Below are 24,858 nucleotides of genomic sequence, written 5' to 3'. Positions count from 1 at the left end.
CCTTTACGGGGAGTTCATCCCGGGGCTTGCTGGGATGTCTCTGTCAGGGGTGTGCGTGACGGCCGTCGAATCCCGTCCAGCCGGTGTGCTCGGGACGAGCAACAGCCGGGGCCAGCGGCCGTTCGGGGCCCGTCTCAAGGCGTTCGTGGCGCTGACCAAGCCCCGGATCATCGAACTGCTGCTGATCACCACCGTTCCGGTGATGTTCCTGGCGCAGCAGGGTGTGCCCGATCTGAAGCTGGTGCTGCTGACCTGTATCGGCGGGTACCTCTCCGCCGGTGGCGCGAACGCGCTCAACATGTACATCGACCGGGACATCGACGCGCTGATGGACCGCACGTCGCAGCGTCCGCTGGTCACCGGCATGGTCAGCCCCGCCGAGTGCCTGGCCTTCGGCATCGCCCTCGCGGTCGTGTCGACCCTGCTGTTCGGCCTGACCGTCAACTGGCTGTCGGCCTGGCTGTCGCTCGGCGCGCTCCTGTTCTACGTGGTCGTCTACACGATGATCCTCAAGCGGCGCACCTCGCAGAACATCGTGTGGGGCGGCATCGCCGGCTGCCTCCCGGTCCTCATCGGCTGGTCGTCCGTCACGAACTCCCTGTCGTGGGCGCCGGTCATCCTCTTCCTCGTCATGTTCTTCTGGACCCCGCCGCACTACTGGCCGCTGTCCATGAAGGTCAGGGACGACTACGCGCGCGTGGGCGTGCCGATGCTCCCGGTCGTCGCCTCCAACAAGGTGGTCGCGCGGCAGATCGTCATCTACAGCTGGGTCATGGTCGGCGTGTCGCTGCTGCTCACCCCGCTGGGCTACACGGGCTGGTTCTACACCGCGGTCGCCCTGCTGGCCGGCGGGTTCTGGCTCTGGGAAGCGCACGGGCTGCAGAACCGGGCCAAGGCCGAGGTGACGGGCGCCAAGCTCAAGGAGATGCGGCTGTTCCACTGGTCGATCACCTACGTGTCGATCCTGTTCGTGGCGGTCGCGGTGGACCCCTTCCTCCACTAGGGCCTGTCCGGCGAATCATGCCGCAGACGCGGGGTGTGGCACGCCTCCCCGGCCTCCGGCCGGGAGGTGCCCCCACCGCGTCGACGCCCTCCTCCACCTTGCGGCTGAACGCACCACACCCCGCTCACCCGGGTTGATACGGCACCGCTGCTTTCCTGCGGCTTGATCCGCCGGACAGGTCCCGGACACGCCGACGGTCCCCGTACGGGCGGGGTGCGTGGTCAAGGCCACGCACCCCGCCCGTCGCCGTTTGATCTACCCGTCGGTAGCATCTGGCCATGGCAGAAACGAAGCAGGTTGACGAGGGCACCGACGCCAAGCGGGCCGCGAAGGCCGAGCGCACCGCGGCCAAGCTCGCCAAGCGGATCACCGCCTTCTCCAAGGAGCACGGCGGCGCCGAGGGCCAGGTGGCGTACATCGGGGAGCGCGGCGCGAGGATCGTGCTCGTCGGCGAGGACGGCGGCTGGGGCGACCTGGTGGCGCCCTCCTTCGCGGTCGCCGAGAAGGCCGTGGAGAAGTCCGGGATCACCGTGCACGAGGCGTTCGACGGCGAGTTCGCGGCCAAGGTGAAGACCGGACCGTACGAATGGACGCGCATGGCGGGCATCCAGCTCGGCGGCCCGAGCAACGGCTGACCGTCGGGGCGGGCCCGTGGGCGATGGGCGTCCGCACCGGGCGGGCCCGCGGCCGGCGGGCGTTCGCACGGGGTGTGCACGACCAACACCTGAGGCCGGTTTCACCCGTTAGGAGCGTAGGGGCCGCGGCGGAAGCGGCCCCGGGACACGGTCCAGTCGTGGGGAGCCCGGATGATCGAGACGCCGTCCCTCGTGGACCAGTACTGCCACGGCGTGCTGAGAACGGAGCTGGGCCTCGGCACCTTCGAGGCCCAGCTGGCCCGCACCGAGGGCCCGCCCGCGCCGGGCACCACCCTCTTCGACACCCAGACCGGGTTCGCGGTACGCCGCTGGTGCCCCCCGCTGCTCGGCCTGGAACCGCACTGCCCGCCCGCCCGCTATCTCGCCCGGCGTCGTGAACTCGGCGTACCGGAGACCGGCCGCCGGCTGCTGCGCGGCAGCGGCATCACGACGTACCTCGTCGACACCGGGCTGCCCGGCGACCTGACCGGCCCGCCGGAGATGGCCTCCGCCGGGGACGCGGACGCGCACGAGATCGTGCGCCTGGAACTCCTCGCCGAACAGGTCGCCGACACCTCCGGCACCGTGGAGGCCTTCCTCGCCAACCTCGCCGAGGCGGTGCACGGCGCCGCCGCTCAGGCCGTCGCCTTCACCTCGGTCGCGGGCGTCCGGCACGGTCTGGCCCTCGCGCCGGAACCGCCCGGACCGGGCGAGGTGCGCGGCGCGGCCGGCCGCTGGCTGGCCGCACGCCGGGTGGGCGGGGAGCTGACCGACCCGGTGCTGCTGCGCCACGCGCTGTGGATCGCGGTCACCTCCGGACTGCCCCTGCAACTGCACGCCGGGCTCGGCCCGCCGGGCCCGCGCATCGACCGTACGGACCCGGTGCTGCTCACGGACTTCGTACGGGCGACCGCGGGCATGGGCACGGACCTGGTCCTGCTGCACGGCTACCCGTACCACCGGCACGCCGCCCACCTCGCCGCTGTCTTCCCGCACGTGTACGCCGACTCGGGCGCCGCCCTCGTACGCACCGGGGCACGCGCCGCGACCGTCCTCGCGGAGATCCTGGAGCTGGCCCCGTTCGGCAAGATCCTCTTCTCCAGCGGGGCACAGGGGCTGCCGGAGCTGCACGTGGTGGGCGCCCGGTTGTTCCGCGAAGCGCTCGGCCGGGTGCTCGGCGGCTGGGTGACCGAGGGGGCGTGGTCGGCGGCGGACGCGCAGCGGGTGGCGGGGATGGTGGCGGCGGGCAACGCCCGGCGGGTCTACGGCCTGGCGAGCTGAGCCACGCGCGCGTGGCTCAGCCGAACGGGGATCACGCGTGAGCCCCCCGAAGAGGGCTCACGCGGGTGCGGCCCTGTCGCGTGCGGCCTACGCGGCCGTGGCGACCGCCGCCTCGGCCGTGGAGCCCGGCAGACCGGCCTCCGGCGTGCCGGGACGCTCGCGCAGCGACAGCAGCACGCGCAGCACGGCGATCCACATCACGGCCGAACCCAGCATGTGCAGCGCGACCAGCGCCTCGGGCAGGTTCGTGAAGTACTGGACGTAGCCGACGACCCCCTGGGCGAGCAGCACCAGGAACAGGTCCCGCGTCCGGTCCAGCGGCCCCTTGGGGGCGTCCACCGCCTTCAGCACGAACCACAGGGCGAACGTCAGCGTCACCACGATCCAGGCCAGTACGGCGTGCAGCTTGCTGACCGACTCCCAGTCCAGCGGCATCCGCGCGACCTCGCTGGAGTCGCCCGCGTGCGGACCCGACCCGGTGACCACCGTGCCCACGGCGATCAGCAGCACCGAGGCGGCGACCAGGAACCACACCAGCTGCTGCACCGACTTGCCGACCAGCGGCTTGGGCGCCGCGTCGCCCTCCCGGGTGCGCTGCCACATCACCGTGGCGACCGTGATCAGGGCGGAGGAGAGCAGGAAGTGGGCCGCCACCGTGTACGGGTTGAGGCCGACGAGGACCACCACACCGCCGAGGACCGCGTTGCCCATCACGACCCAGAACTGCGCCCAGCCCAGCCGGGTCAGGCTGCGCCGGCGGGGCTTCTCCGACCGGGCGGCGACGATCGCCCAGCCGACCGCCGCGCACAGCACGTACGTCAGCATGCGGTTGCCGAACTCGATGGCGCCGTGGAAGCCCATCTCGCTGGTGGCGGTGAGCGAGTCCGCGGTGCACTTGGGCCAGGTCGGGCAGCCGAGCCCGGAGCCCGTCAGGCGCACGGCGCCGCCGGTGAGCACGATCACCACCGACATGACGAGCGCGGCCAGGGCGGCCCGGCTGGTCGTACGGGGTCGCGGGGTCCAGCGTGCGGCGACGAAGGCGAGCGGGTTGCGCACGGCCGCTACGGCGTCGGTGGGGGTCAGGTTCGGCACGCGTCCATCGTAGGCGCCCGCTTGTGCACGCTTTCACGAGGGTCGGGCGCCGGCTCGGCCGGGCACCGGTCGCGGCGCGGGAGGGGCGCTCGGGCGGACCGCTCCCGGGGGACCCGGCCGAGGGCGGGTGACCGGCCCGGGACGGGAGCCCTGCGGACTACTCCCAGCGGAAGAACCGTCCGGCGGCCGCCAGCCCCACGATCCCCCACACGGTCAGGATCCCCAGGTCGGCCCAGGGCAGCCCGGCCCCGTTCCGGAGCACCTCGCGCAGGCCGTCCGACAGGGCCGAGATCGGCAGCAGCCCGAGCACCTCCCGCACGCCCGGCGGGAACTTCTCCAGCGGGACGACGACCCCGCCGCCGACCAGCAGCAGCAGGAAGACCAGGTTGGCCGCGGCCAGGGTGGCCTCGGCCTTCAGGGTCCCGGCCATCAGCAGTCCAAGGCCCGAGAACGCGGCCGTGCCCAGCACCAGCAGCAGCAGGACGGTGAGCGGGTTGCCGTGCGGCGACCAGCCCAGCGCGAGTGCGATCACCGTCACCAGGAGCACCTGGAGGATCTCGGTGACCAGCACCGAGGCCGTCTTCGCGGTCATCAGGCCCCAGCGCGGCAGCGGCGAGGACGCGAGGCGCTTGAGCACCCCGTAGCGCCGCTCGAAGCCGGTCGCGATGGCCTGGCCGGTGAACGCCGTCGACATCACGGCGAGGGCGAGGATGCCGGGCGCGAGGAAGTCGACGGCCTTGCCCGCGCCGGTGTCCACGACGTCCACGGAGCTGAAGAGCACCAGCAGCAGCGTCGGGATGACGACGGTGAGCAGCAGCTGCTCACCGTTGCGCAGCAGCATCCTCGTCTCCAGCACGGCCTGCGCGGCGATCATGCGGGGGAGACCGGACGAGCCCGGCTTCGGGGTGTACGTACCGGGGACGGTCGTCGTCATGACCGCAGCTCCTTGCCCGTGAGCTCCAAAAAGACGTCCTCGAGGGTATGCCGCTCCACCGAGATCCGGTCCGGCATCACCCCGTGCTGCGCGCACCAGGAGGTGACGGTGGCCAGCAGCTGGGGGTCGACCTTGCCGACCACTCGGTAGGAGCCCGGGGTCAGCTCCGCGGCCGTGCTGTCCGCGGGCAGCGCCTTCAGCAGCGAGGCCACGTCGAGGCCGGGCCGGCCGGTGAAGCGCAGGGTGTTCTCCGCGCCGCCGCGGCACAGCTCCTCGGGGGAGCCGTGGGCGATGACCTTGCCCGCGTCGATGATCGCGACATCGTCGGCGAGCTGCTCGGCCTCGTCCATGTGGTGGGTGGTGAGGATCACGCAGACGCCGTCGGTGCGCAGGTCCCGGACCAGGTCCCAGGTGGCCCGGCGGGCCTGGGGGTCGAGGCCGGCGGTCGGCTCGTCCAGGAACACCAGTTCCGGGCGCCCGACGACGGCCATCGCCAGCGCGAGCCGCTGCTGCTGGCCGCCGGAGAGCCGGCGGTAGGTCGTGCGGCCGCAGCCGCCGAGCCCGAGGCGTTCGACGAGCGCGTCCACGTCGAGCGGGTGCGCGTGCAGCTTCGCCACGTGCCGGAGCATCTCGTCGGCCCGCGCGCCCGAGTAGACGCCGCCGGACTGGAGCATCACCCCGATCCGGGGACGCAGCTCGGCGGCCTGCCGCACGGGGTCGAGGCCCAGGACGCGCACCGTGCCGGAGTCCGGCCTCAGGTAGCCCTCGCAGGTCTCGACGGTGGTCGTCTTGCCGGCGCCGTTGGGGCCGAGCACCGCGGTGACGCCCGCTCCGACCGTGAGGTCGAGGCCGTCCACCGCGGTTTTCGTCCCGTACCGCTTCACCAGGGACCGGACCTGGACGACAGGCTCACTTCGCATGGGACCAGAGTCTAGGTACGCGCCGGACGCCTCAGGCGGGCGGGTCCGCAACCTCCTCCTCGCGGGGCCGGTGCAGGGCCAGCCACCGCTGCGCGTAGGCCACCGCGTCCGCCACCGGGAACAGCCGGGCGTCGGCCGCGCCCACCCGGCCCCGGACCACCGGGCGGTCACGCTCGAAGTCGTGGCCGAGCTCGTCGAACCGGTCCGAGGTGATCGACACCTCGGTCGGCTCCTCCCAGCCGGCCGGGCCGGGCCGTCCCACCCGCACCCGCGGGGACGGGATGCGGTACTCGGCGAGATGGAAGCTCGTACAGGTCTGATAGCCGGCGCCGAGCAGCAGGACCCGGGCGCCGAGGGCCTCCAGCCGGGCCAGCGGGCTGTGCTCGCCGAGGCGGCAGTCCGGCGCGTGGCCCGCCGTGACGGCGGCCGCGCGCGGGCCGAGCGCCGCGAAGGAGGTGTGCGGGTGCGCGCTGCGGACGGCGCCCGGCCAGGTGCGGACGGTCTCCGGGATCACGCCGACCCCGCGCGAGGGCGTGGTCAGCGGGTCGTACACCGGCATGGCGGCCCGGATCGTCTCCCACCACTCCCGGGGCACCCGGGGAGCGCTCCACAGCCCGGGGTCGGAGAGGTCGCCGGACTGGGTGGGGACCACGAGGGTGCCGTCCGGGCCGAGCGCGTCGAGAAGGCCCCGGACGACCGCCACGGCACCCCCGCAGACCCAGCCGAGGGAGCTGAGGGAGGAGTGCAGCAGGAGCGTTTCACCAGGGCGGACGCCGAGTGCGCGCACCTCGGTGGCGACCGTGTCACGGGTGACGAGCGGGCCGGTCGGAGGGGGTGTCGGCATGGCCGGTGAGTCTGGCGGAAGAGCGGTCCGGGCGCCAGCCGTCTGATCGATCAAAGATCGTTTCCGCAGGTCAGCTTAGGTATGCCTAAGTGATGTAGGGCACCGCCCGGTGGTCAGGGGGCGGCTTGCCTGGCTCCGGCGAATTACGCAACAATGGTGTTGTGAAATACGTCGGCGAGGCTCACGAGGCCGGGGAGACCCCCACGGGGCCCCCGCAGGAGGAGCACGCGACCGGAGAGCGCTCGACGCGCAACCGGGTCGCGCGCTCGATCCTGGACCACGGCCCCTCGACCGTCGCCGAGCTGGCCGGACGGCTCGGGCTCACCCAGGCCGCGGTGCGCCGGCACCTGGACGCGCTGGCCGCCGACGACGTGGTGGAGCCGCGGGAGCAGCGGGTGTACGGGGCGCGCACGCGCGGCCGCCCCGCCAAGGTGTTCGCGCTGACCGACTGCGGCCGCGACGCCTTCGACCAGTCCTACGACAAGCTCGCCGCGGACGCTCTGCGCTGGATCCAGGAGCGGTTCGGCGGGGACGAGGCCGTCGTGGCCTTCGCCCGCGCGCGGTTCGCCGAGCAGGCCGCCGCGTACCGCCAGGCGATCGAGGCCGCGGCCCCCGAGGAGCGCACCGAAGCCCTCGCCAAGGCCTTGAGCAGGGACGGGTACGCTGCTACGGCGCGCAACGCGCCCCTCCCGCAGAAGGGCGAGCAGCTCTGCCAGCACCACTGCCCGGTGGCCCACGTCGCGGAGAAGTTCCCGCAGCTGTGCGAGGTGGAGACCGAGATCTTCTCCCAGCTGCTCGGCACCCACGTCCAGCGGCTGGCGACCATCGCGCACGGCGACGGCGTCTGCACGACGTTCATCCCCAAGATTTCCAAGACGCAAGTACACAGCCACAACGCATCTGCAAGCACGGCCGGGAGGAACCCCGCATGACTCTCCCCACGGAGACTGCCCACCCCGAACTCGAGGGACTGGGCAAGTACGAATACGGCTGGGCCGACTCCGACACGGCCGGCGCCTCTGCCAAGCGCGGCATCAACGAGGACGTCGTCCGCGACATCTCCGCGAAGAAGAGCGAGCCGGAGTGGATGACCAAGCTCCGCCTCAAGGGCCTGCGCCTCTTCGAGAAGAAGCCGATGCCCAACTGGGGATCGGACCTGTCGGGCATCGACTTCGACAACATCAAGTACTTCGTGCGTTCCACCGAGAAGCAGGCGGAGTCCTGGGAGGACCTGCCCGAGGACATCAAGAACACGTACGACAAGCTCGGCATCCCGGAGGCGGAGAAGCAGCGCCTCGTCGCCGGTGTCGCGGCCCAGTACGAGTCCGAGGTCGTCTACCACCAGATCCGCGAGGACCTGGAGGAGCAGGGCGTCATCTTCCTGGACACCGACACCGCTCTCAAGGAGCACCCGGAGCTCTTCAAGGAGTACTTCGGCACCGTCATCCCCGTCGGTGACAACAAGTTCGCCTCCCTGAACACCGCCGTGTGGTCGGGCGGCTCCTTCATCTACGTGCCGCCGGGCGTCCACGTGGAGATCCCGCTCCAGGCCTACTTCCGTATCAACACGGAGAACATGGGCCAGTTCGAGCGGACCCTGATCATCGTCGACGAGGGTGCCTACGTGCACTACGTCGAGGGCTGCACGGCGCCGATCTACAAGTCGGACTCCCTGCACTCCGCGGTCGTCGAGATCATCGTCAAGAAGAACGCCCGCTGCCGCTACACGACCATCCAGAACTGGTCGAACAACGTCTACAACCTGGTCACCAAGCGCGCCGTGGCGTACGAGGGCGCGACCATGGAGTGGATCGACGGCAACATCGGTTCCAAGGTGACGATGAAGTACCCGGCCGTCTACCTGATGGGCGAGCACGCCAAGGGCGAGACCCTGTCCATCGCCTTCGCGGGCGAGGGCCAGCACCAGGACGCCGGTTCCAAGATGGTCCACATGGCGCCGAACACCTCCTCCAACATCGTCTCCAAGTCGGTGGCGCGCGGCGGCGGCCGTACCTCGTACCGCGGTCTGGTCGAGATCGGCGAGGGCGCCCACGGCTCGAAGTCGAACGTGCTGTGCGACGCGCTGCTCGTCGACACCATCTCCCGCTCGGACACGTACCCCTACGTGGACGTGCGCGAGGACGACGTGTCCATGGGCCACGAGGCGACCGTCTCCAAGGTCTCCGAGGACCAGCTCTTCTACCTGATGAGCCGCGGGCTGAGCGAGTTCGAGGCGATGGCGATGATCGTGCGCGGCTTCGTCGAGCCGATCGCCAAGGAACTGCCCATGGAGTACGCCCTCGAACTCAACCGGCTGATCGAGCTCCAGATGGAGGGCGCGGTCGGCTGACGCCGAACGCAGCCCCGTCAAGCCACTCCCGTAAGAAAGCGAGCAGACCGACAGCCATGGCTGAGGCTCAGAACATCCCGGTGGGCAGCACGACCGCCGGCCAGATCGCGGTGGCCGCCGAGTCGACCGTCGCCACGCGCATGAGCGCGCCCCCGTCCTTCGACGTGGCGGACTTCCCCGTCCCCCACGGCCGCGAGGAGGAGTGGCGGTTCACCCCGCTGGAGCGCCTGCGCGGGCTGCACGACGGCACCGCGGTCGCCACCGGCGACGGCGTCAAGGTGGACGTGCAGGCCCCCGAGGGCGTCGTCGTCGAGACCGTCGGCCGTGACGACGCCCGGCTCGGCCGGGCGGGCACCCCGGTGGACCGGGTCGCCGCGCAGGCCTGGTCGGCGTTCGAGAAGGCCGGGGTCGTCACCGTCCCCAAGGAGACCGTGCTCACCGAGCCGATCCGGATCGCCGTGCACGGCGAGGGCGGTGTTGCCTACGGCCACCAGGTCGTCGAGCTCGGCGCCTTCGCCGAGGCCGTCGTCGTCATCGACCACACCGGTGACGCGGTGCTCGCCGCCAACGTGGACTTCGTCCTGGGCGACGGCGCCAAGCTGACCGTGGTCTCCGTCCAGGACTGGGACGACAAGGCCGTGCACGTCGGCCAGCACAACGCGCTGATCGGCCGCGACGCCACCTTCAAGTCGTTCGTGGTCACCTTCGGCGGCGACCTCGTACGCCTGCACCCGCGCGTCGCCTACGCGGGCACCGGCGGCGAGGCCGAGCTGTTCGGCCTGTACTTCACCGACGCCGGCCAGCACCAGGAGCACCGCCTGCTGGTCGACCACAACACCCCGCACTGCAAGTCCAACGTGATGTACAAGGGCGCGCTCCAGGGCGAGGGCGCGCACGCGGTGTGGATCGGCGACGTCCTCATCGAGGCCAAGGCCGAGGGCACGGACACCTACGAGATGAACCGCAACCTGGTTCTGACCGACGGCGCCCGGGTCGACTCCGTGCCGAACCTGGAGATCGAGACCGGCGAGATCGTCGGCGCCGGTCACGCCTCCGCGACCGGCCGCTTCGACGACGAGCAGCTCTTCTACCTGATGGCCCGCGGCATCCCCGCCGACGAGGCCCGCCGCCTGGTCGTCCGTGGCTTCTTCGCCGGACTGGTCCAGCAGATCGGTGTCGACGACATCGAAGAGCGCCTCCTCGTGAAGATCGACGAGGAGCTGGAGGCGTCGGTCTGATGACGTCGTTCCTGCGCGCCTGTGGGCTGAGCGAGCTGGAGGAGGACACCCCCAAACGGGTGGAACTCGACGGCACGCCGGTCTCGGTCGTGAAGACCGAGGGGGAGGTGTTCGCCATCCACGACGTCTGCTCGCACGCGAACGTCTCGCTCTCCGAGGGCGAGGTGGAGGACTGCCAGATCGAGTGCTGGCTGCACGGCTCCGCCTTCGACCTGCGCACCGGCAAGCCGTCCGGCCTTCCCGCGACGCGCCCCGTCCCCGTATACCCCGTAAAGATCGAAGGGGACGACGTACTCGTCTCCCTCACCCAGGAGTCCTGAGGCACCCATGGCAACGCTTGAAATCCGAGACCTGCACGTCACCGTCGAGGCCGACAACGCCACGAAGGAGATCCTCAAGGGCGTCGACCTCACCGTGAAGCAGGGCGAGACGCACGCCATCATGGGCCCCAACGGCTCCGGCAAGTCGACCCTCGCCTACTCCCTCGCGGGTCACCCGAAGTACACCGTCACCGGCGGCACCGTCACCCTCGACGGCGAGGACGTCCTGGAGATGTCCGTCGACGAGCGCGCCCGCGCGGGCCTGTTCCTGGCCATGCAGTACCCGGTCGAGATCCCCGGCGTCTCGGTCTCCAACTTCCTGCGCACCTCCGCCACCGCCGTCCGCGGCGAGGCCCCCAAGCTGCGCACCTGGGTGAAGGAGGTCAAGGAGACCATGGAGCGCCTCTCCATGGACCCCTCCTTCGCCGAGCGCAACGTCAACGAGGGCTTCTCCGGCGGTGAGAAGAAGCGCCACGAGATCCTCCAGCTCGAGCTGCTCAAGCCGAAGATGGCGATCCTCGACGAGACCGACTCCGGTCTGGACGTCGACGCCCTGCGCATCGTCTCCGAGGGCGTCAACCGCGTCCGTGAGACCGGCGAGGTGGGCACCCTGCTCATCACCCACTACACGCGCATCCTGCGCTACATCAAGCCCGACTTCGTCCACGTCTTCTCCGGCGGCCGCATCGTCGAGTCCGGCGGTGCCGAGCTCGCCGACAAGCTGGAGAACGAGGGTTACGAGGCCTACACGAAGGGTGGCGTATCCGCGTGACGCAGTTGCCGGGCCTCCTCGACACCGAGGCGATCCGCAAGGACTTCCCCGTCCTGGACCGACTGATCCACGACGGCAAGAAGCTTGTGTACCTGGACAACGCGGCGACCTCGCAGAAGCCGCGCCAGGTGCTGGACGCCCTGAGCGAGTACTACGAGCGCTACAACGCCAACGTCCACCGCGGTGTGCATGTGCTCGCCGAGGAGGCCACGGCACTGTACGAGGGCGCGCGCGACAAGGTCGCGGAGTTCATCAACGCGCCCAGCCGCGACGAGGTGATCTTCACCAAGAACGCCTCCGAGTCCCTCAACCTCGTGGCGAACATGCTGGGCTGGGCCGACGAGCCCTACCGCGTGGACCACGAGACCGAGATCGTCATCACCGAGATGGAGCACCACTCCAACATCGTTCCGTGGCAGCTGCTGGCACAGCGCACCGGCGCGAAGCTGAAGTGGTTCGGCCTGACCGACGACGGCCGGCTCGACCTGTCCAACATCGACGAGATCATCACCGAGAAGACGAAGATCGTCTCCTTCGTGCTGGTGTCGAACATCCTGGGCACGGTCAACCCGGTCGAGGCGATAGTGCGCCGCGCGCAGGAGGTCGGCGCGCTGGTCTGCATCGACGCCTCGCAGGCGGCACCGCACATGCCGCTGGACGTACAGGCCCTCCAGGCCGACTTCGTGGCCTTCACCGGCCACAAGATGTGCGCTCCGACGGGCATCGGGGTGCTGTGGGGACGCCAGGAACTCCTGGAGGACCTGCCCCCCTTCCTCGGCGGCGGCGAGATGATCGAGACGGTGTCGATGCACTCCTCGACGTACGCCCCGGCGCCCCACAAGTTCGAGGCGGGCACCCCGCCGATCGCTCAGGCGGTCGGTCTGGGCGCGGCGGTCGACTACCTGTCGGCCATCGGCATGGACAAGATCCTCGCCCACGAGCACGCCCTCACCGAGTACGCGGTGCGCCGGCTGTCCGAGGTGCCGGACCTGAAGATCATCGGCCCGACGACGGCCGAGGACCGGGGCGCGGCGATCTCGTTCACGCTCGGCGACATCCACCCGCACGACGTGGGCCAGGTCCTCGACGAGCAGGGCATCGCGGTCCGGGTCGGCCACCACTGCGCCCGCCCGGTCTGCCTGCGCTACGGAATTCCCGCGACCACGCGAGCGTCGTTCTATCTGTACTCCACGCCGGCCGAGATCGACGCTCTGGTCGACGGCCTGGAGCACGTACGGAACTTCTTCGGCTGAGGGGCGTGCTGACAACGTGCTGTGCTATTCCGGGGGGCAACCCCCGGACCCCCGGCCGGAAGGCCATGAAACGGACGCTGGGATGCGAGGTTCGCCGCAGTGAAGCTGGATTCGATGTACCAGGAAGTCATCCTGGACCACTACAAGCACCCGCACGGGCGTGGTCTGAGGGATGGCGACGCCGAGGTGCACCACGTGAACCCGACGTGCGGTGACGAGATCACCCTGCGGGTGAAGTACGACGGCACGACGATCAGCGACGTCTCGTACGAGGGGCAGGGCTGCTCGATCAGCCAGGCCTCGGCGTCCGTGCTGAACGACCTCCTCGTCGGCAAGGAGCTGGCCGACGCGCAGCGGATCCAGGAGACGTTCCTGGAGCTGATGCAGTCCAAGGGCCGCATCGAGCCCGACGACGAGATGGAGGAGGTGCTGGAGGACGCGGTCGCGTTCGCCGGTGTCTCCAAGTACCCGGCCCGGGTCAAGTGCGCCCTCCTGAGCTGGATGGCGTGGAAGGACGCGACGGCCCAGGTACTGGGCGGGGCCGACGCCGAAAGGAAGACGGCATGAGCGAGACCGTTGAGATGAAGCCCGCCTCGGAAGAGGAAGTCCGTGAGGCGCTGTACGACGTCGTCGACCCCGAACTGGGCATCGACGTCGTCAACCTGGGCCTGATCTACGGCATCCACATCGACGACGCGAACATCGCGACGATCGACATGACGCTGACCTCGGCGGCCTGCCCGCTGACGGACGTGATCGAGGACCAGGCCAAGTCCGCCACGGACGGCCTGGTGAGCGAGCTGCGCATCAACTGGGTGTGGATGCCGCCGTGGGGCCCCGACAAGATCACCGACGACGGTCGCGAGCAGCTCAGGGCGCTGGGCTTCAACGTCTGAGCCGCACCCGCCGAACTGCGGTCGACCCGCGGTCGACCTGAGGCGGACCCGCACAGTGGCCCCCGGCCTTCAAGCCGGGGGCCACTGGCGTCTCCGCCGTCGTTGCCGCTGTCAGCTCAGCCCGGCCACCAGCCGGAACGTCGCGTCGGCCCGGTAGAGGTCGCTGTTCTGGTACGGGTCGAGGCGTAGCTGGAAGTTCTTGTGACGCAGGAAGCGGCCGGGGTAGTTGACCGCCTCCAGCATCACCGCGCCGGACGCCGCGGACGAGGCGCGCGGGCAGAAGGTGGCGTCCTTGCGGAAGAGGGACGAGCCGTCGTCGTGCTCGGCGCGCAGCACGAAGTCGCGATGGCGCAGATAGCCGCCGTCGGCCGTGGCGAAGGAGTAACAGGACGCGTCGGCAAGGCCGTTGACCCGCCTGAAGGCGGCGCCCTGGCGAGCCGAGGGCGAGCCGACCCGATCGAGCTTCACCAGGCCGCCGCTCACCTGCCAGTAGCGGTCGGGGTAGTTGACCGAGCGGACGGCCGTCCAGGCCGTCGACGGCGCGGGCGTGGCAGCCGAACCACCGGTGGAACCGGCGGACTTGGTCGGCTTCGCGGAGGCCGCGGGGCTCGTACCGTCGGCCGCCGGACCGGTGGGCGTGGGCGTCGCGGACGTGGACCCGGCCGACGCCGACGGGGTGCCCGCCCGGCCGGGCGTCCCGGTGCCGGACGCGGACGGCGTGGCGAAGGAGATCAGGCCCGGCACCGTCGCCCCGCTTCCCGGCAGGGCGCTCCTCGTCCGCGGGGACGCGTCGTCGGCTTCCTTGTGGGTCACGGTGATCGCGACGGCACAGCCCGCGATGGTGGATATCGCGAGAGCGCCGGCCAGCCACAGGCGGCGCGTTCCCGGAGCCCGGCCGGTGTCCGGGGCCCAGCCGTTCTCCCAGGGGCGCTGGGAGGGCGGGGACTTGTCTTCTGGCATGCGCGGTTCCTCCGCCGACGCCCGTGGCGACGGCTGTGGCCGTGGTGATGGTGGGGGGTTGGAGCGGTGAAAGAGTAGTGGAGGCAAGGGAGTTGGGGCACCTGTTTCAGTGAGCGGTTTCCATGGGTCACACCGGCGGTGAGTCACCGGGCGGGTCGGATCCGGTGACGGCCGGGCCGCCACCGGATCCCCGCGGTCAGGGGGTGATCCGCACGACCTGCGGGTCGTGGTCGCTGGTCTGGTCCGCGAACTCGCTGTTGATGTGCACGATGTCGTAGTCGTACGACGTGATCGACGAGCTGACCAGGGTGTGGTCGAGCACCTGCGAGTTGCCGTCGTAGACGTAGGTGTACTGCTGCGCGGCCGAGAGGGTGTCCACCAGGTCGGTCAGCACCCCGCCCTCCAGGTTGGAGACCGCGGTGGAGAACTGGTAGTCGTTCAGGTCGCCGAGCACGACCACGTTCGCGTCCGGCTGGGCGGCGAGGACCGAGTCCACGAAGGAGTTCACCACCGAGCCCTGGCTGCCCCGCTGGGTCTCGGAGGACCGGGCGGGGGCCTGGTACTGGCTGTGCAGCGAGTAGTCGCCGCCCTTCGACACGAAGTGGTTGGCGATCACGAAGTACTTCTCGCCGTTGAAGGTGAACTCCCCCGCCAGCGGCTTGCGGCTGTCCGTCCAGGCGGAGTTGGCGGGCGCGATCCGGCCCGGGTTGTACGTCAGCTGGGCCACCCCGCTGCTCGTCGTCACCGAGTTCGCGGTGGTCGCCGTGGCGCTGCCGCGCGAAGTGAAGCCCACCCGCGCGGAGTTGTACAGGAACACCTGGCGGATGTTGCCGCCGGTCTCCCCGCCGTCCGCGTCGTTCGTCGGGTTGATCTGGGTGTACGAGTACGTCGGGCCGCCCGCCGTCCTGATCGCCGAGATCAGCGTGGACAGGGTCGTGGTGGCGGAGACGGTGCCGTCGTCCGTGGCGCCGTTGTTGTCCTGGACCTCCTCCAGGGCCACGATGTCGGGCGACTTCAGGTTGTTCACGATGCCCGAGGCGAGCGCCGTGAACTTCGAGGCGGCGTCGGTCGGGTCGAGGTTCTCCACGTTGTACGTCGCCACCGACAGCTGACCCGTCGACCGGTCCGTCGTCGTCTCCTTTGCGGTACCGCCCGAGGTGAGGGTGCCGAGCGAGGTGGCCTGGAGGGTGTAGCCGCCGTACGCGATGTAGTCGAGGACACCCGTGGCGCCGGACAGCGTGTCACCCACCGTCGCCGTCGGGAACGTCGACGACAACAGGGTGCTGATCTGCACCCGGCCGGAGTTCTGGCTGCTGTAGGAGGAGTACAGGGAGCCGCCGCGGGCCGAAGTCACCTGCGCGGGCTTCACGTTGACCCACAGCTCGCTGTACTCGTCGGTCCGGCCGACCACCGGCGCGGAGCCGACGGAGACCCGCATGCCCTCCAGGGACTCGTAATAGTCCAGGGCGTACGTCGTCGGGGCGAGCGTGAAGGAGTTGATCGAGCCGCCGCCGTTGGTGCGCGTGTAGGTCGCCGGGACCGTCGAGTCGCTGATGGTCACGGCCGAAGGGAGCGTGTTCCCGGTCGAGTTGGTGGTCCAGGAGGCGCTGCCCAGCTCGGTGAGCGACTGGCTGCCGGAGGACGAGTCCGGGTAGTACTCCGAGACCTTGCCGGTGACCGTGACGCTGTTGCCGACCGTGGTGCTCGGCGTGCTGGACCCCGTGTAGACGAAGATCGCGTCACTGGTCGCCGCGTTGCCGTCGCCGCTCGCGCTCTGGATCCAGAAGCCGCGCGAGGAGCCGGTGGAGCGGATCGCGGTGACGATGCCGGTCGTGGTGACCGTCGAGCCGTTGTAGGGGGATATCCGGGTCGAGCCCTGGATCGCGGAGATCGTGTACGTGGCCGCGTGCGCGCTCGCCGGGAGCGCGACGAGCGCCGCCGAACCGAGCAGACCGGCGGCCAGGGCACGGGTGCCGAGAGCGAGTGTTCTGTTCATGCGCGTCCTTACAACTGTCAGTGGGGTGAACGGAGTTGGAGCGACGTACATGAGCGACTGGTCGTGCAGAGTTCTAGGGGCCCAGCGTTACGCCCCCGTGTACGGAACGTTTTCCACGCGTGTCGTCTACGCGCGTCATGCGTACGTTGTGGGGCACCTGTGGAGGGGCTGTCACGCACGCTTGTGCCGGGGGCGGGGCGGCCGCGGATCAGCGGCGCGGCGATCCGGGCGAGGGGCGGGAAGGGCCTGGCGGGACCGGGTCGTCGGCGCCCCGGCCCCCCTGTCCGGGGCGCCGTCGCCCGCCACCTGAGACAGCCCGCGGCTGGTTGGCCTCCCGGCCCCCCGGCCGGTTAGGTTTCCCTCATGACCGAAACGACTGCTCCCCGCACCACCGGCGCCGTGGCCGCCGGGCTCGCCACCGTCGCCGCCGACGGCACCGTTCTCGACACCTGGTACCCCGCGCCCGAGCTGTCCGCCGCGCCGGGCCCCGCCGGCACCGAGCGGCTCGACGACGAACGCACCCGGGAACTGCTCGGTGAGCACGGTGTCGCCGCCCTCGGCAAGGACGAGGTGCGCGGTGTGGAGATCGTCGCGGTCCGTACGGTCATCTCCTCGCTCGACGACAAGCCGCTCGACACGCACGACGTCTACCTGCGTCTGCACCTGCTCTCGCACCGGCTGGTCAAGCCGAACGAGCAGAACCTGGACGGCGTCTTCGGCTTCCTCGCCAACGTCGCCTGGACCTCGCTCGGCCCGGTCGCGGTGGACACCCTGGAGACCGTGCGGCTGGCCGCCCGCGCGCGCGGCCTGCACCTCGGCGTCTTCGGCGTGGACAAGTTCCCGCGCATGACCGACTACGTGGCCCCGGTCGGCGTCCGCATCGCCGACGCCGACCGTGTCCGCCTCGGCGCGCACCTCGCGGCCGGCACCACCGTGATGCACGAGGGCTTCGTCAACTTCAACGCCGGCACCCTGGGCACCTCCATGGTCGAGGGCCGTATCTCGCAGGGCGTCGTGGTCGGCGACGGCTCGGACATCGGCGGCGGCGCCTCCACCATGGGCACCCTCTCCGGCGGCGGCAAGCAGCGCGTCGCCATCGGCGAGCGCTCCCTGGTCGGCGCCGAGGCCGGTGTCGGCATCGCCCTCGGCGACGACTGCGTGGTCGAGGCGGGTCTGTACCTGACCGCCGGCACCCGCGTCACGCTGCCCGACGGCTCGATCGTCAAGGCCCGCGAGCTGTCCGGCGCCTCCAACATCCTCTTCCGCCGCAACTCGGTCACCGGCACGGTCGAGGGCCGCCCGAACAACGCGGAGTGGGGCGGCCTGAACGACGTCCTGCACAGCCACAACTGATCACCGCACCCGCGCGAGCGCCCTTCCACGGCCGCAGGACGGCCGGGGAGGGCGCTCGTGCGTCGGGTGCGGATGTCGGGCGGGCCGGGGTCTTCACCGTGCGCCGCTGTCACCACTCGTCGTGGTCGTCGATCACCCGGAAGCTGCCCGCGGCGCCGTCGTCACCGAACATGCCCTCGAGGCCGGTACGGGTCACGGTGCCATAGGTCTCGCCGTGGGGACCCACGGTGGCGACCGGAGCGCCGGCACAGTTGAAGCCCCGGAAGACCTCGACGGTCTGCCGGCTGTCATTGAAGATGCTGAAGCTGCTGGAGCCGGCCGCGGTGATGCAGCCGTCGGCGGAGGCCGAGTAGGCACGCTCGTTGAAGTAGATCCTTCCGTCTTCCCTGCGATCGTGGTCGCGTCCGCCCTCGTCGTGGCCCTCGTTCCTCCCCCCGCTCGCGTTCCTCTCCCCGCTCGCGCTCCTGTCGCCCGAGGGAGCCGCGACAGGGGCGGCTCGTTGCACGGGCCGGGTCACTCGGTGGACGGACTGGACGGACCGGACGGACCGGGACGCCGGGGTGGATCCGGCGGTCGGGGCGTAGGTGACGCCGGCGGCCACGAGGGCGGTCGCGCTCAATCCGGTGCCGACCACAGCAAAAATATGCGGAGGCATGTCACTTCTCTCTGTCGGACGGACGTCGGCCGGGCAACCGGCCTGCGAGGAACGTACCGACAGCTCTCATGACCGGCATTTCGGATGTATCCGGATGGGGTGCCGTTCAGGAGCGGGGGCGGCGCCTGCGCGTCCGCGGAGCGGGAGGACGCCTTCGTCACTCCGGCAGGCCCGCCGCGAACTCCGCCAGCGTCGCGAAGTCGTCCGCCCGCAGCCCGATCCGCGGGTCGACCTGGTGCAGCAGCGCGGGGCCGGGATGGTGGGCGGTCACGTACGCGACATCGGCCTCGCTCTGTTCGTCGTCCACCCAGGCGAAGGGGCGGCCTTCGGCGTACGCCACGATCGCCTCGGTCTTCCAGTGCACCCCGTCGGGCCGATACGCGAACAACCGGGTGCCGAAGTCGACGTACGGCAGTTCGGGCAGCCCGACGACCGGGGCGATCCAGCGGTTCGCCGCGTCCATCCAGGTCGTGGCCCAGCACAGCTCGAACGGCAGGGCGAGCAGAGCCGCGCCGTGCTCCGGGTTCAGCCAGACCCGCAGCGGCCGGCCCGGTCGTACGGTGGCCCGGATCGTCGTGTAACCGGCGGGCCGTCGCTCCGCCTGCGCGGCGTACGGGTTGAGCGGGCCGTCGACTTTACCGACCGCAGGAGCTTGGATATCGGCTCTGAACTGCGACGATTCATAGAGTACATGTCCGTGACGGCGAGTTGGGATCGATAATGTCGTCCGTCCGAGTGAACGTTGGCCCCGTGTCTGTGGCCAAGGGAAACGAGGCTGCGTTGGATCGGGGAGCCGGGCAGCATCGCGGTGTGGCTGATCTGCTGTGGGATGACGTGAGCTGTTTCTTCGACCCGGACCTGATGGGGTCTCTGCCGGACCTGCGTGTCCCAGACGCCTCGGTGGAGGACTGGCAGGCGGTCCTCGATCTTGTCGAGGAGAGAGGTTGGCGGCGCCAGTGCTCCGAAGGCGAGACTGTGCTGCCGGTCCCTCGGGCGGAGACCGTGCTGTCCCGCCCGGAGGACGCTGAGTGCCCGAACCTGCGGGTGTGGCCGACTGCTGATGTTCTGGCGATCTTCCGTTTCCATGACGATGATGAAGTCGACTTCGATGTTGACCTGCGGGAGTTGCAGGGCCAAGAGCGACTTGATGTGTTCTGCGACTTCTTGCGGGAGATCGGGCGACGCTTGGGCAAGCCGGTGCTGATGGACCCGGAGGGTGATCGTGGCCATCCGGTACTCGGCTTCGATATCGAGGCCGATCGCGTCGTACTCTTGGCTGAGCCACTGGTCAGGTGATTGCGGCCACCGGCCGCGATTTGTAGAGGGCTCCGTTGCGGAGTCAACGAAGACACTTGGGGCAACCACGGCTCGGTGGTTTCTCGTGCCTTGTCCTGTCGAGGATCAGTCGGTAGCGCCCGCCGAGCGGAGCGAACGGCCGAGATCGCCGACGAGTAGACGAGGGTGGCGCCGCCACCACCACATGTCGATGGGGTCGAATCCGCTGATCCGGTGGAACTGTGACAACGAGATGCCGTCGTCGAAGACGGTGGCGGCCCGGAAACGATCGTCGAGGGCTTTGACCTGGGGGGTCCATAGGACGATCACACGCTCAGTGAGGATCGGCCACGCCTCATGGAGCCAGTTCCGGCTGTAGAGGTCGTTGGTGTATTCGTCCACCAGGTCGCTGTAACCGTCCTCGACTTTGTCCACGAGCCAGGCCCACTTGTCGATCATCTCTCGGACGGTGAATGCCTTGCGCCAGCCGCGTTGACGCAGGACCTCGCCTGCGGCCTGCTCGTTGTGGGGCTCCATATGCCGGAGCCTGGCATACGGGATGGTCCGGTGACCACGGGTTTCCCCTGGTCACCGGACCGGACTGAGCGGCATCCCCGGGTTGTCAGGTGGCCGTGATCTGGGCTTCGAGGTCGGCGACGCGCCGGTCCTGGAAGCGGAGGTTGGAGCGGGCGGCCTTGAGCCGCTCGTCGAGGGTGCGGTTGTCGGTCGTGAGTTGGCGGACCCGCTGTTTGAGGGTGGTGTTCTCAGTGGTGATCCGCTGGATGGCTTCCTCGGTCCACTCGGCTTCCAAGTCCCGGATCCGGCCAAGGAGTTCGCCAATTCGGGTCCGCTGGGTGAGGATCTCGGCCTGGGCGGCCTTGAGACCTTCTTCGGCGTTCAGGGCACGTTCGCGCCAGGTCGCCTCGCGCTCGTCGTCCTGGTCGGCGAGCAACTGTGCCCGGCGGCTTCCGGACTCGGCCATCGCGCTGGTGATCGTGGCTCGGGCCTCGGCGTTGTCGTAGAGGAAGGTGCGCGAGACGTCCGCGCGCCGGGCGACGGCGGCGACGCTGACCGGGGTTTTCTCGCGCTGGAGTCGGATGATGGCTTCGCGGACCCGCTGGAGAGCGGTCTCGGTCTTGTGGCGGCGGGCCGCCAGGGCGGCGGCCGTGCGGGGTTCTGGGACGGCAGCGGTCTTCATGCGATGTCCTGATCAGAGTCGTTGTCGGTTGTACGCGTATCGCTGTACTCGCTCTGCTCGTCTTCGCTGCCCGCGGCGGCGAGGTCGGCGGCGCGGAAGGCGGTGGACCACACGCGGTGGAAGTAGTCCTGCGGTTTGCGCAGGTCCAGGGCGAGGGCGTCATCGAGCAGCCCGAGACCGGCCAGGGCTTTCTCCAAGCCGTCGATGGCGCGGGCGGTCGGCTCGAAGTAGCGGTGGAGGTAGTCGGCGGTGGCGTCGTCCGAGGCGCCTTCGGCCAGTTGCCGCCACTGTTCCCGTTTCCGCCGCCAGTAGAGGAGATCCGCGCCGGAGAGGACGAACTTGTCGCAGTTGTGGCAGTCGAGGTTCCAGGGACAGGCACCGCCGTCGACGACCGGCTGGAAGGTGCAGAAGCCACCCTCGGCCGGGGTGCTGCGGCGGGCGAGGTCGACGGCGATGGCCAGAGCCTGCTCCTTCGTGAGCGCCTCGGCTGAGTCCCCTGCAAGGAGCTCCCCAGGAGCGGTCGTGCCGGGGCCGGCGACCCAGACATGCTGGAGCACGTTCTCCAGATCGGTGCTGGAGAGGTGGACGTAGTGCTCGGCCATCCGGTCCGAGACGTGTCCGAGGTAGCGGCGGATGTGGGTGAGGGTGGCGCCTTGACGCAGGAGGCTGGTGGCCAGCGTGTGGCGGGCCTGGTGGGGGACGCAATGGCCGATGTCCATAGCGTCGACCCAGGGACGGAAACGGCTGTAGAACCACGGTCTGCTCAGCGCGATTGTTCCGTCGGTGCTGCGGTAGTTGGTGGGGAACAGCGCGAGTCCGTCGCGTTCCTTGCCCGTAGGGGTGTAGCCGTGTTCGTCGGCGAACCGGCTGAGCGTTTTGCGCTGCCGGTCGGCGATGAGGGCGTAGAGGGACTCGGGGATGCGGATAGCCGCGTCGTAGTTGCCTACCTTGGTCTGGTCGTGCCAGAGCATCGCGAGCCCGCTGAGTCGACCGATACAGTTCCAGCGGAGCTCGATGACCTCCCCCAACCGCCGTCCGGTGACCACGAGGATCTCCCAGATGTCCCGGGCGCCCTCGTCATCCGGATCGTGGACGCGTGTGAACTCGGCGAGATTGTGTTCGTCGGCCAGTGCGCGTGCCACCTCGTCGGCGAAGGGGCGTCGCCGCTTCTGGTAGGCGGTGCCGCCGGCGTTCGGCAACGCGATGACGAACTCCCTGGCCAGACCGATGGCGCCGGTCACGCCATCGTCCATCGCCTTACGGAGGATCCTGCGGGTGTGGTTGAAGACCAACGATCGCGTGCCGGTCGTGACGATGCTCGCCTTCCCATCGACCCGGACCATGGCCAAAGACGGGAGCGCGTGGCGCTCGCGATGTCGCTGATCTGCGACGAAGCGGTCGGCGTGTTCCTTCGCCAGGACTGCGGGGTCGTGGCCCCCGCCGGGAGCGTCGGCCTCGATGAAAGCGCTCAACTCGATCATCGCTCGACGAATCTGGTCAAGCGTGTGGGCACTGTTGGGGCAGCGCGGGGAGCGCAGAAGTTCCGCGAAGTAGTCCCACGTGATGTCCCGCAGCCACCGTTGAGAGATCGCGGTGAGGCTGATGTGCCCGAGCCGGTTCTCGTAACTGATACCGAAGTGCCTCGTTTCGAGGAATCCGGCCTCTTTGGCCTCCTCAGGTGTGAAGTAGACCAGGCGCAACTCGTGGAGGATCTCTTTCACGACCCCGCTGGCGGCCTTGGTCAGGCAAGCAAGGTCCAGATCGACGATCGAGGTCGCATCCTGCTCGCGGCAGGCGTTCACCACCATGCGGAGCGCGGTGACATCCCAGCGGGCCGGACGCGGTCGCTGTGTATGAGTGAACAACCCCCACTGGATTTCCGCTCGCGGCAGCGGCCTCAGCCCGCGCAAATTCAGCTGAGCGGGCACAGAGACCGCGATCTCCCTGGCGCACCACGCACGGAACTGGACGTGGTCGATGTAGCTGACAGCGACTCGCCCTTCGCGCCACGATCCGCCCGGAATGGACGCACCGCCGGGAGAACCCGCCCTCCGGTAGGCGTGAGCGTGTCGCTGGCACAGTCCCAGCGGCGACTCTGCCAGCAGAGGACAGACCAGCACCGCGCAGGTCCCGAACCCCGGAACAGGGCTTTGCTCGGCGGCCCACCCATCGAAGTCGGGTGTGGCGTCTTGTCCGGCTCGCGTCCGACTCCATTTCTGGAGGTGATATTGGCAGAGACGGTACTGGCCTGCCCGCGCGGGTCGTCCGGGGCAGATCAGACAGGCCAGATTCCCGTCATGCTCGGTTGTCTGGCTCAATGGTTCAGCAGCGCTGAGGAATGCTGACCTGCTGACGCCTTCTTTCGCGGCCGTGAGCCACTCCTGGCGATGGGCGTGGCAGAAGTCGCCGAGACCGGTGACGCGCTGGCAGTCGGTGACCCGGCAGAACCACCGGTAGGTCTGGTGCCCTCGCGGGATCTGGACGATGTCGTCGCGGAACACAGGGTCGAAGGAGGGCGAGCTCGTCAGCGCGGTGAGGATCTCCAGGCGATCCCTGCCGATTCGCGTGTGGTCTTGGTGTGTGTTCAGCAAGGGCAGCAGAAACGCGTCCCGGCGCTTCACCGGTCCTCACCCCAGACCGTGCGCAGAGCGGCGTCGAAGACCGGATCGTGGATGTCGACGTGCCCGTAGACCTCGTCGACCATCGCGGCCGAGGCCCAGCCGCCCGCGTCCCGGGCGATCAGGGTGTTGCCGCCCGCGGCGTCGAGAACCGCCGAGGTAAAGGTGTGCCGGAAGGCATGGGGTTTCACCAGCCCCAGCCCAGCGCGTTTCCCGGCCCGGCCGAGCATCCGGCGGGCGCCGACCGGGGTCCACGGCTGGCCCGTATCGGCGCCGTGCAGTTGGACCAGGAGCATTCCGTGCCGGACGCTGCGCGGGTACTCGGTGGTGATGTACTCGAAGTAGGAGTGCACCATCGCCGGGCTGACACGCTTGATCAGCCCGCCGGTGACCATCCCGCGCTCGACCCGCCACGGGTGCTTGGTCTTGGCCTCTGCCCCGTTCGGGTTGCCGGGCCGGTGGCAGACATGCAGATGCGGGGTGCGGCACTCGCCGCAGGCAGCGTTCTCCCGAAGGTGCAGGTCGACCAGATGCAGCCCGCACAGCTCGCCGATCCGCAGGCCACCGTCGGCGAGCCAGTCCACGACCAGCCGGTCACGGGCGGCGTTCACCGTCTCCAGCAGCCTCTCCCTCGCCCCGTCCGGCAACATCTTCGGGTGCCGGCGGTGCGGCCCCTTCGGCGCCAGCGGATTCGTGGGCAGCGGCGACTTCACATGACCGAGGAACGAGCGACGGCGGTCCACCCGCGACGGCAGCCGGGACCTGTCGAGTTTCTTGCCGAGTTCGCCGTTTACGCCGAGCGCGGCTTGGTGCAGGTAGAAGCCCTTCAAGCAGGCCGCCGCGGTCGACAGCGCCGAGCGGCCGTAAGGGCGCTTACCCACCCGCCACGGTTCTCCGAGAGGCATGCGGACCTCGGCACCGACGATCCCCATGTACCTTTCCAGGTCGCGCAGTTGGACCGTTTCGAAGGCCAGGCACTCTCGCTCCAGCCACCGCAGGTGGTCCACCAGGTAGTACGCGTAGGTCTTCTGCGTGCCCGAGCCCTCGTGCTCACGCAGGAACCGGTCCGCCTCCGTGTGCAGCGTGCCCTCGGGCCAGACGATCGTCCATGATCTCCGCCCGTCCTTCCTCTCGATCCGCTGGACCCTCAAGTCCCCGACCACGACGTGCCGTACCACTTGTCCTCCGTACCGACTCCGGAACATGACTGACGTCACGGTCCCGGTCGGTAAACGAGCCCATGACGCCCAAGTCACAGGCCCAGA

General features: G+C 69.7%; 25 protein-coding genes. 13 read left to right on the top strand and 12 right to left on the bottom strand.

All coding sequences use genetic code 11. The features are described from left to right. Nucleotides 1-49 precede the first annotated feature (49 nt). The 3 genes from ACWC24_RS28550 to ACWC24_RS28540 all read left to right on the top strand — a co-directional run bounded on the left by ACWC24_RS28550 (nt 50) and on the right by ACWC24_RS28540 (nt 2,919). The gene (locus tag ACWC24_RS28550) at nt 50-1,003 is read left to right on the top strand and encodes a heme o synthase (protein ID WP_450665766.1); all 954 of its coding nucleotides are present in this window, start codon (nt 50-52) and stop codon (nt 1,001-1,003) included. Between the two features lie 278 nt (nt 1,004-1,281). Beyond that, nucleotides 1,282-1,638 (top strand): hypothetical protein, encoded by a 357-nt coding sequence (locus ACWC24_RS28545; protein ID WP_450665756.1) that lies wholly within the window; start codon nt 1,282-1,284, stop codon nt 1,636-1,638. Between the two features lie 171 nt (nt 1,639-1,809). Continuing rightward, entirely contained in the window at nt 1,810-2,919 is a 1,110-nt protein-coding gene (locus tag ACWC24_RS28540) for an amidohydrolase family protein (protein ID WP_450665755.1), read from the top strand. Nucleotides 2,920-3,006: 87 nt separating this feature from the next. On the opposite strand, the gene ACWC24_RS28535 is transcribed toward ACWC24_RS28540, so the two are convergent. From ACWC24_RS28535 to ACWC24_RS28520, 4 genes are all read right to left on the bottom strand, one after another. Next, complete coding sequence (locus ACWC24_RS28535) at nt 3,007-4,011, bottom strand: COX15/CtaA family protein (protein ID WP_450665754.1); 1,005 nt, start codon at nt 4,009-4,011, stop codon at nt 3,007-3,009. A 157-nt stretch (nt 4,012-4,168) separates the two neighbouring features. Beyond that, on the bottom strand, nt 4,169-4,945 hold the full coding sequence (locus ACWC24_RS28530; RefSeq protein WP_450665753.1) for an ABC transporter permease: 777 nt from the start codon (nt 4,943-4,945) through the stop codon (nt 4,169-4,171). Further along, nucleotides 4,942-5,865, bottom strand: a complete 924-nt coding sequence (locus tag ACWC24_RS28525) for an ABC transporter ATP-binding protein (protein ID WP_450665752.1) — start codon at nt 5,863-5,865, stop codon at nt 4,942-4,944. Before ACWC24_RS28525 ends, ACWC24_RS28530 begins: the two co-directional genes overlap by 4 nt. Nucleotides 5,866-5,896: 31 nt before the next feature. Next, on the bottom strand, nt 5,897-6,709 hold the full coding sequence (locus ACWC24_RS28520; protein ID WP_450665751.1) for an aminoglycoside N(3)-acetyltransferase: 813 nt from the start codon (nt 6,707-6,709) through the stop codon (nt 5,897-5,899). Nucleotides 6,710-6,870: 161 nt separating this feature from the next. Between ACWC24_RS28520 and ACWC24_RS28515 the strand changes: the two genes are divergently transcribed. From ACWC24_RS28515 to ACWC24_RS28480, 8 genes are all read left to right on the top strand, one after another. Then, nucleotides 6,871-7,641: a helix-turn-helix transcriptional regulator gene (locus ACWC24_RS28515; protein ID WP_450665750.1), complete on the top strand. Its 771-nt coding sequence runs from the start codon at nt 6,871-6,873 to the stop codon at nt 7,639-7,641. Continuing rightward, on the top strand, nt 7,638-9,059 hold the full coding sequence (sufB, locus tag ACWC24_RS28510; RefSeq protein WP_152892996.1) for a Fe-S cluster assembly protein SufB: 1,422 nt from the start codon (nt 7,638-7,640) through the stop codon (nt 9,057-9,059). The genes ACWC24_RS28515 and sufB overlap by 4 nt, the downstream gene beginning before the upstream one ends. Before the next feature lie 56 nt (nt 9,060-9,115). Next, nucleotides 9,116-10,297 carry a Fe-S cluster assembly protein SufD gene (gene sufD / locus ACWC24_RS28505; protein WP_450665749.1) on the top strand — a complete coding sequence of 394 codons (1,182 nt, stop codon included), beginning with the start codon at nt 9,116-9,118 and terminating at the stop codon, nt 10,295-10,297. After that, nucleotides 10,297-10,617, top strand: a complete 321-nt coding sequence (locus tag ACWC24_RS28500) for a non-heme iron oxygenase ferredoxin subunit (RefSeq protein ID WP_392622062.1) — start codon at nt 10,297-10,299, stop codon at nt 10,615-10,617. The genes sufD and ACWC24_RS28500 overlap by 1 nt, the downstream gene beginning before the upstream one ends. Before the next feature lie 7 nt (nt 10,618-10,624). Continuing rightward, entirely contained in the window at nt 10,625-11,389 is a 765-nt protein-coding gene (gene sufC / locus ACWC24_RS28495; protein WP_450665748.1) for a Fe-S cluster assembly ATPase SufC, read from the top strand. Beyond that, nucleotides 11,386-12,642: a cysteine desulfurase gene (locus tag ACWC24_RS28490; RefSeq protein ID WP_450665747.1), complete on the top strand. Its 1,257-nt coding sequence runs from the start codon at nt 11,386-11,388 to the stop codon at nt 12,640-12,642. The genes sufC and ACWC24_RS28490 overlap by 4 nt, the downstream gene beginning before the upstream one ends. Before the next feature lie 99 nt (nt 12,643-12,741). Further along, on the top strand, nt 12,742-13,209 hold the full coding sequence (sufU, locus tag ACWC24_RS28485; RefSeq protein WP_450665746.1) for a Fe-S cluster assembly sulfur transfer protein SufU: 468 nt from the start codon (nt 12,742-12,744) through the stop codon (nt 13,207-13,209). Further along, nucleotides 13,206-13,538, top strand: a complete 333-nt coding sequence (locus ACWC24_RS28480) for a metal-sulfur cluster assembly factor (RefSeq protein ID WP_351613095.1) — start codon at nt 13,206-13,208, stop codon at nt 13,536-13,538. The genes sufU and ACWC24_RS28480 overlap by 4 nt, the downstream gene beginning before the upstream one ends. A 111-nt stretch (nt 13,539-13,649) precedes the next feature. Here the strand turns inward: ACWC24_RS28480 and ACWC24_RS28475 are convergent, their stop codons facing one another. Beyond that, on the bottom strand, nt 13,650-14,498 hold the full coding sequence (locus ACWC24_RS28475) for an AbfB domain-containing protein (RefSeq protein ID WP_450665745.1): 849 nt from the start codon (nt 14,496-14,498) through the stop codon (nt 13,650-13,652). Between the two features lie 196 nt (nt 14,499-14,694). Then, nucleotides 14,695-16,494, bottom strand: coding sequence for an endonuclease/exonuclease/phosphatase family protein (locus ACWC24_RS28470; protein ID WP_450665744.1), 1,800 nt, complete (start codon nt 16,492-16,494; stop codon nt 14,695-14,697). Nucleotides 16,495-16,857: 363 nt separating this feature from the next. Here ACWC24_RS28470 and dapD point away from each other — a divergent pair, with 363 nt between their 5' ends. Next, complete coding sequence (gene dapD / locus ACWC24_RS28465; protein ID WP_450665743.1) at nt 16,858-17,847, top strand: 2,3,4,5-tetrahydropyridine-2,6-dicarboxylate N-succinyltransferase; 990 nt, start codon at nt 16,858-16,860, stop codon at nt 17,845-17,847. 109 nt (nt 17,848-17,956) lie between these two features. Here dapD and ACWC24_RS28460 read toward each other — a convergent pair whose 3' ends face one another. Then, nucleotides 17,957-18,481 (bottom strand): hypothetical protein, encoded by a 525-nt coding sequence (locus tag ACWC24_RS28460; RefSeq protein WP_450665742.1) that lies wholly within the window; start codon nt 18,479-18,481, stop codon nt 17,957-17,959. 178 nt (nt 18,482-18,659) lie between these two features. Beyond that, nucleotides 18,660-19,160, bottom strand: a complete 501-nt coding sequence (locus ACWC24_RS28455; protein ID WP_450665765.1) for a hypothetical protein — start codon at nt 19,158-19,160, stop codon at nt 18,660-18,662. 152 nt (nt 19,161-19,312) lie between these two features. Here ACWC24_RS28455 and ACWC24_RS28450 point away from each other — a divergent pair, with 152 nt between their 5' ends. Continuing rightward, nucleotides 19,313-19,798, top strand: a complete 486-nt coding sequence (locus ACWC24_RS28450) for a hypothetical protein (RefSeq protein WP_450665741.1) — start codon at nt 19,313-19,315, stop codon at nt 19,796-19,798. Between the two features lie 105 nt (nt 19,799-19,903). Here ACWC24_RS28450 and ACWC24_RS28445 read toward each other — a convergent pair whose 3' ends face one another. The 4 genes from ACWC24_RS28445 to ACWC24_RS28430 form a co-directional block, all read right to left on the bottom strand. Further along, nucleotides 19,904-20,314 carry a hypothetical protein gene (locus tag ACWC24_RS28445; protein ID WP_100566578.1) on the bottom strand — a complete coding sequence of 137 codons (411 nt, stop codon included), beginning with the start codon at nt 20,312-20,314 and terminating at the stop codon, nt 19,904-19,906. 85 nt (nt 20,315-20,399) lie between these two features. After that, nucleotides 20,400-20,975 (bottom strand): DUF6262 family protein, encoded by a 576-nt coding sequence (locus tag ACWC24_RS28440; RefSeq protein ID WP_450665740.1) that lies wholly within the window; start codon nt 20,973-20,975, stop codon nt 20,400-20,402. Beyond that, a complete protein-coding gene (locus ACWC24_RS28435; RefSeq protein WP_450665739.1) occupies nt 20,972-23,596 on the bottom strand; it encodes a tyrosine-type recombinase/integrase in 2,625 nt (874 codons plus the stop codon). Before ACWC24_RS28435 ends, ACWC24_RS28440 begins: the two co-directional genes overlap by 4 nt. Then, nucleotides 23,593-24,771, bottom strand: a complete 1,179-nt coding sequence (locus tag ACWC24_RS28430) for a tyrosine-type recombinase/integrase (RefSeq protein WP_234360429.1) — start codon at nt 24,769-24,771, stop codon at nt 23,593-23,595. The genes ACWC24_RS28435 and ACWC24_RS28430 overlap by 4 nt, the downstream gene beginning before the upstream one ends. Nucleotides 24,772-24,858: the final 87 nt, after the last annotated feature.

It is taken from the genome of Streptomyces sp. NPDC001443, from assembly GCF_053597355.1.
This window is presented reverse-complemented; position numbering and strand designations above follow the sequence as displayed.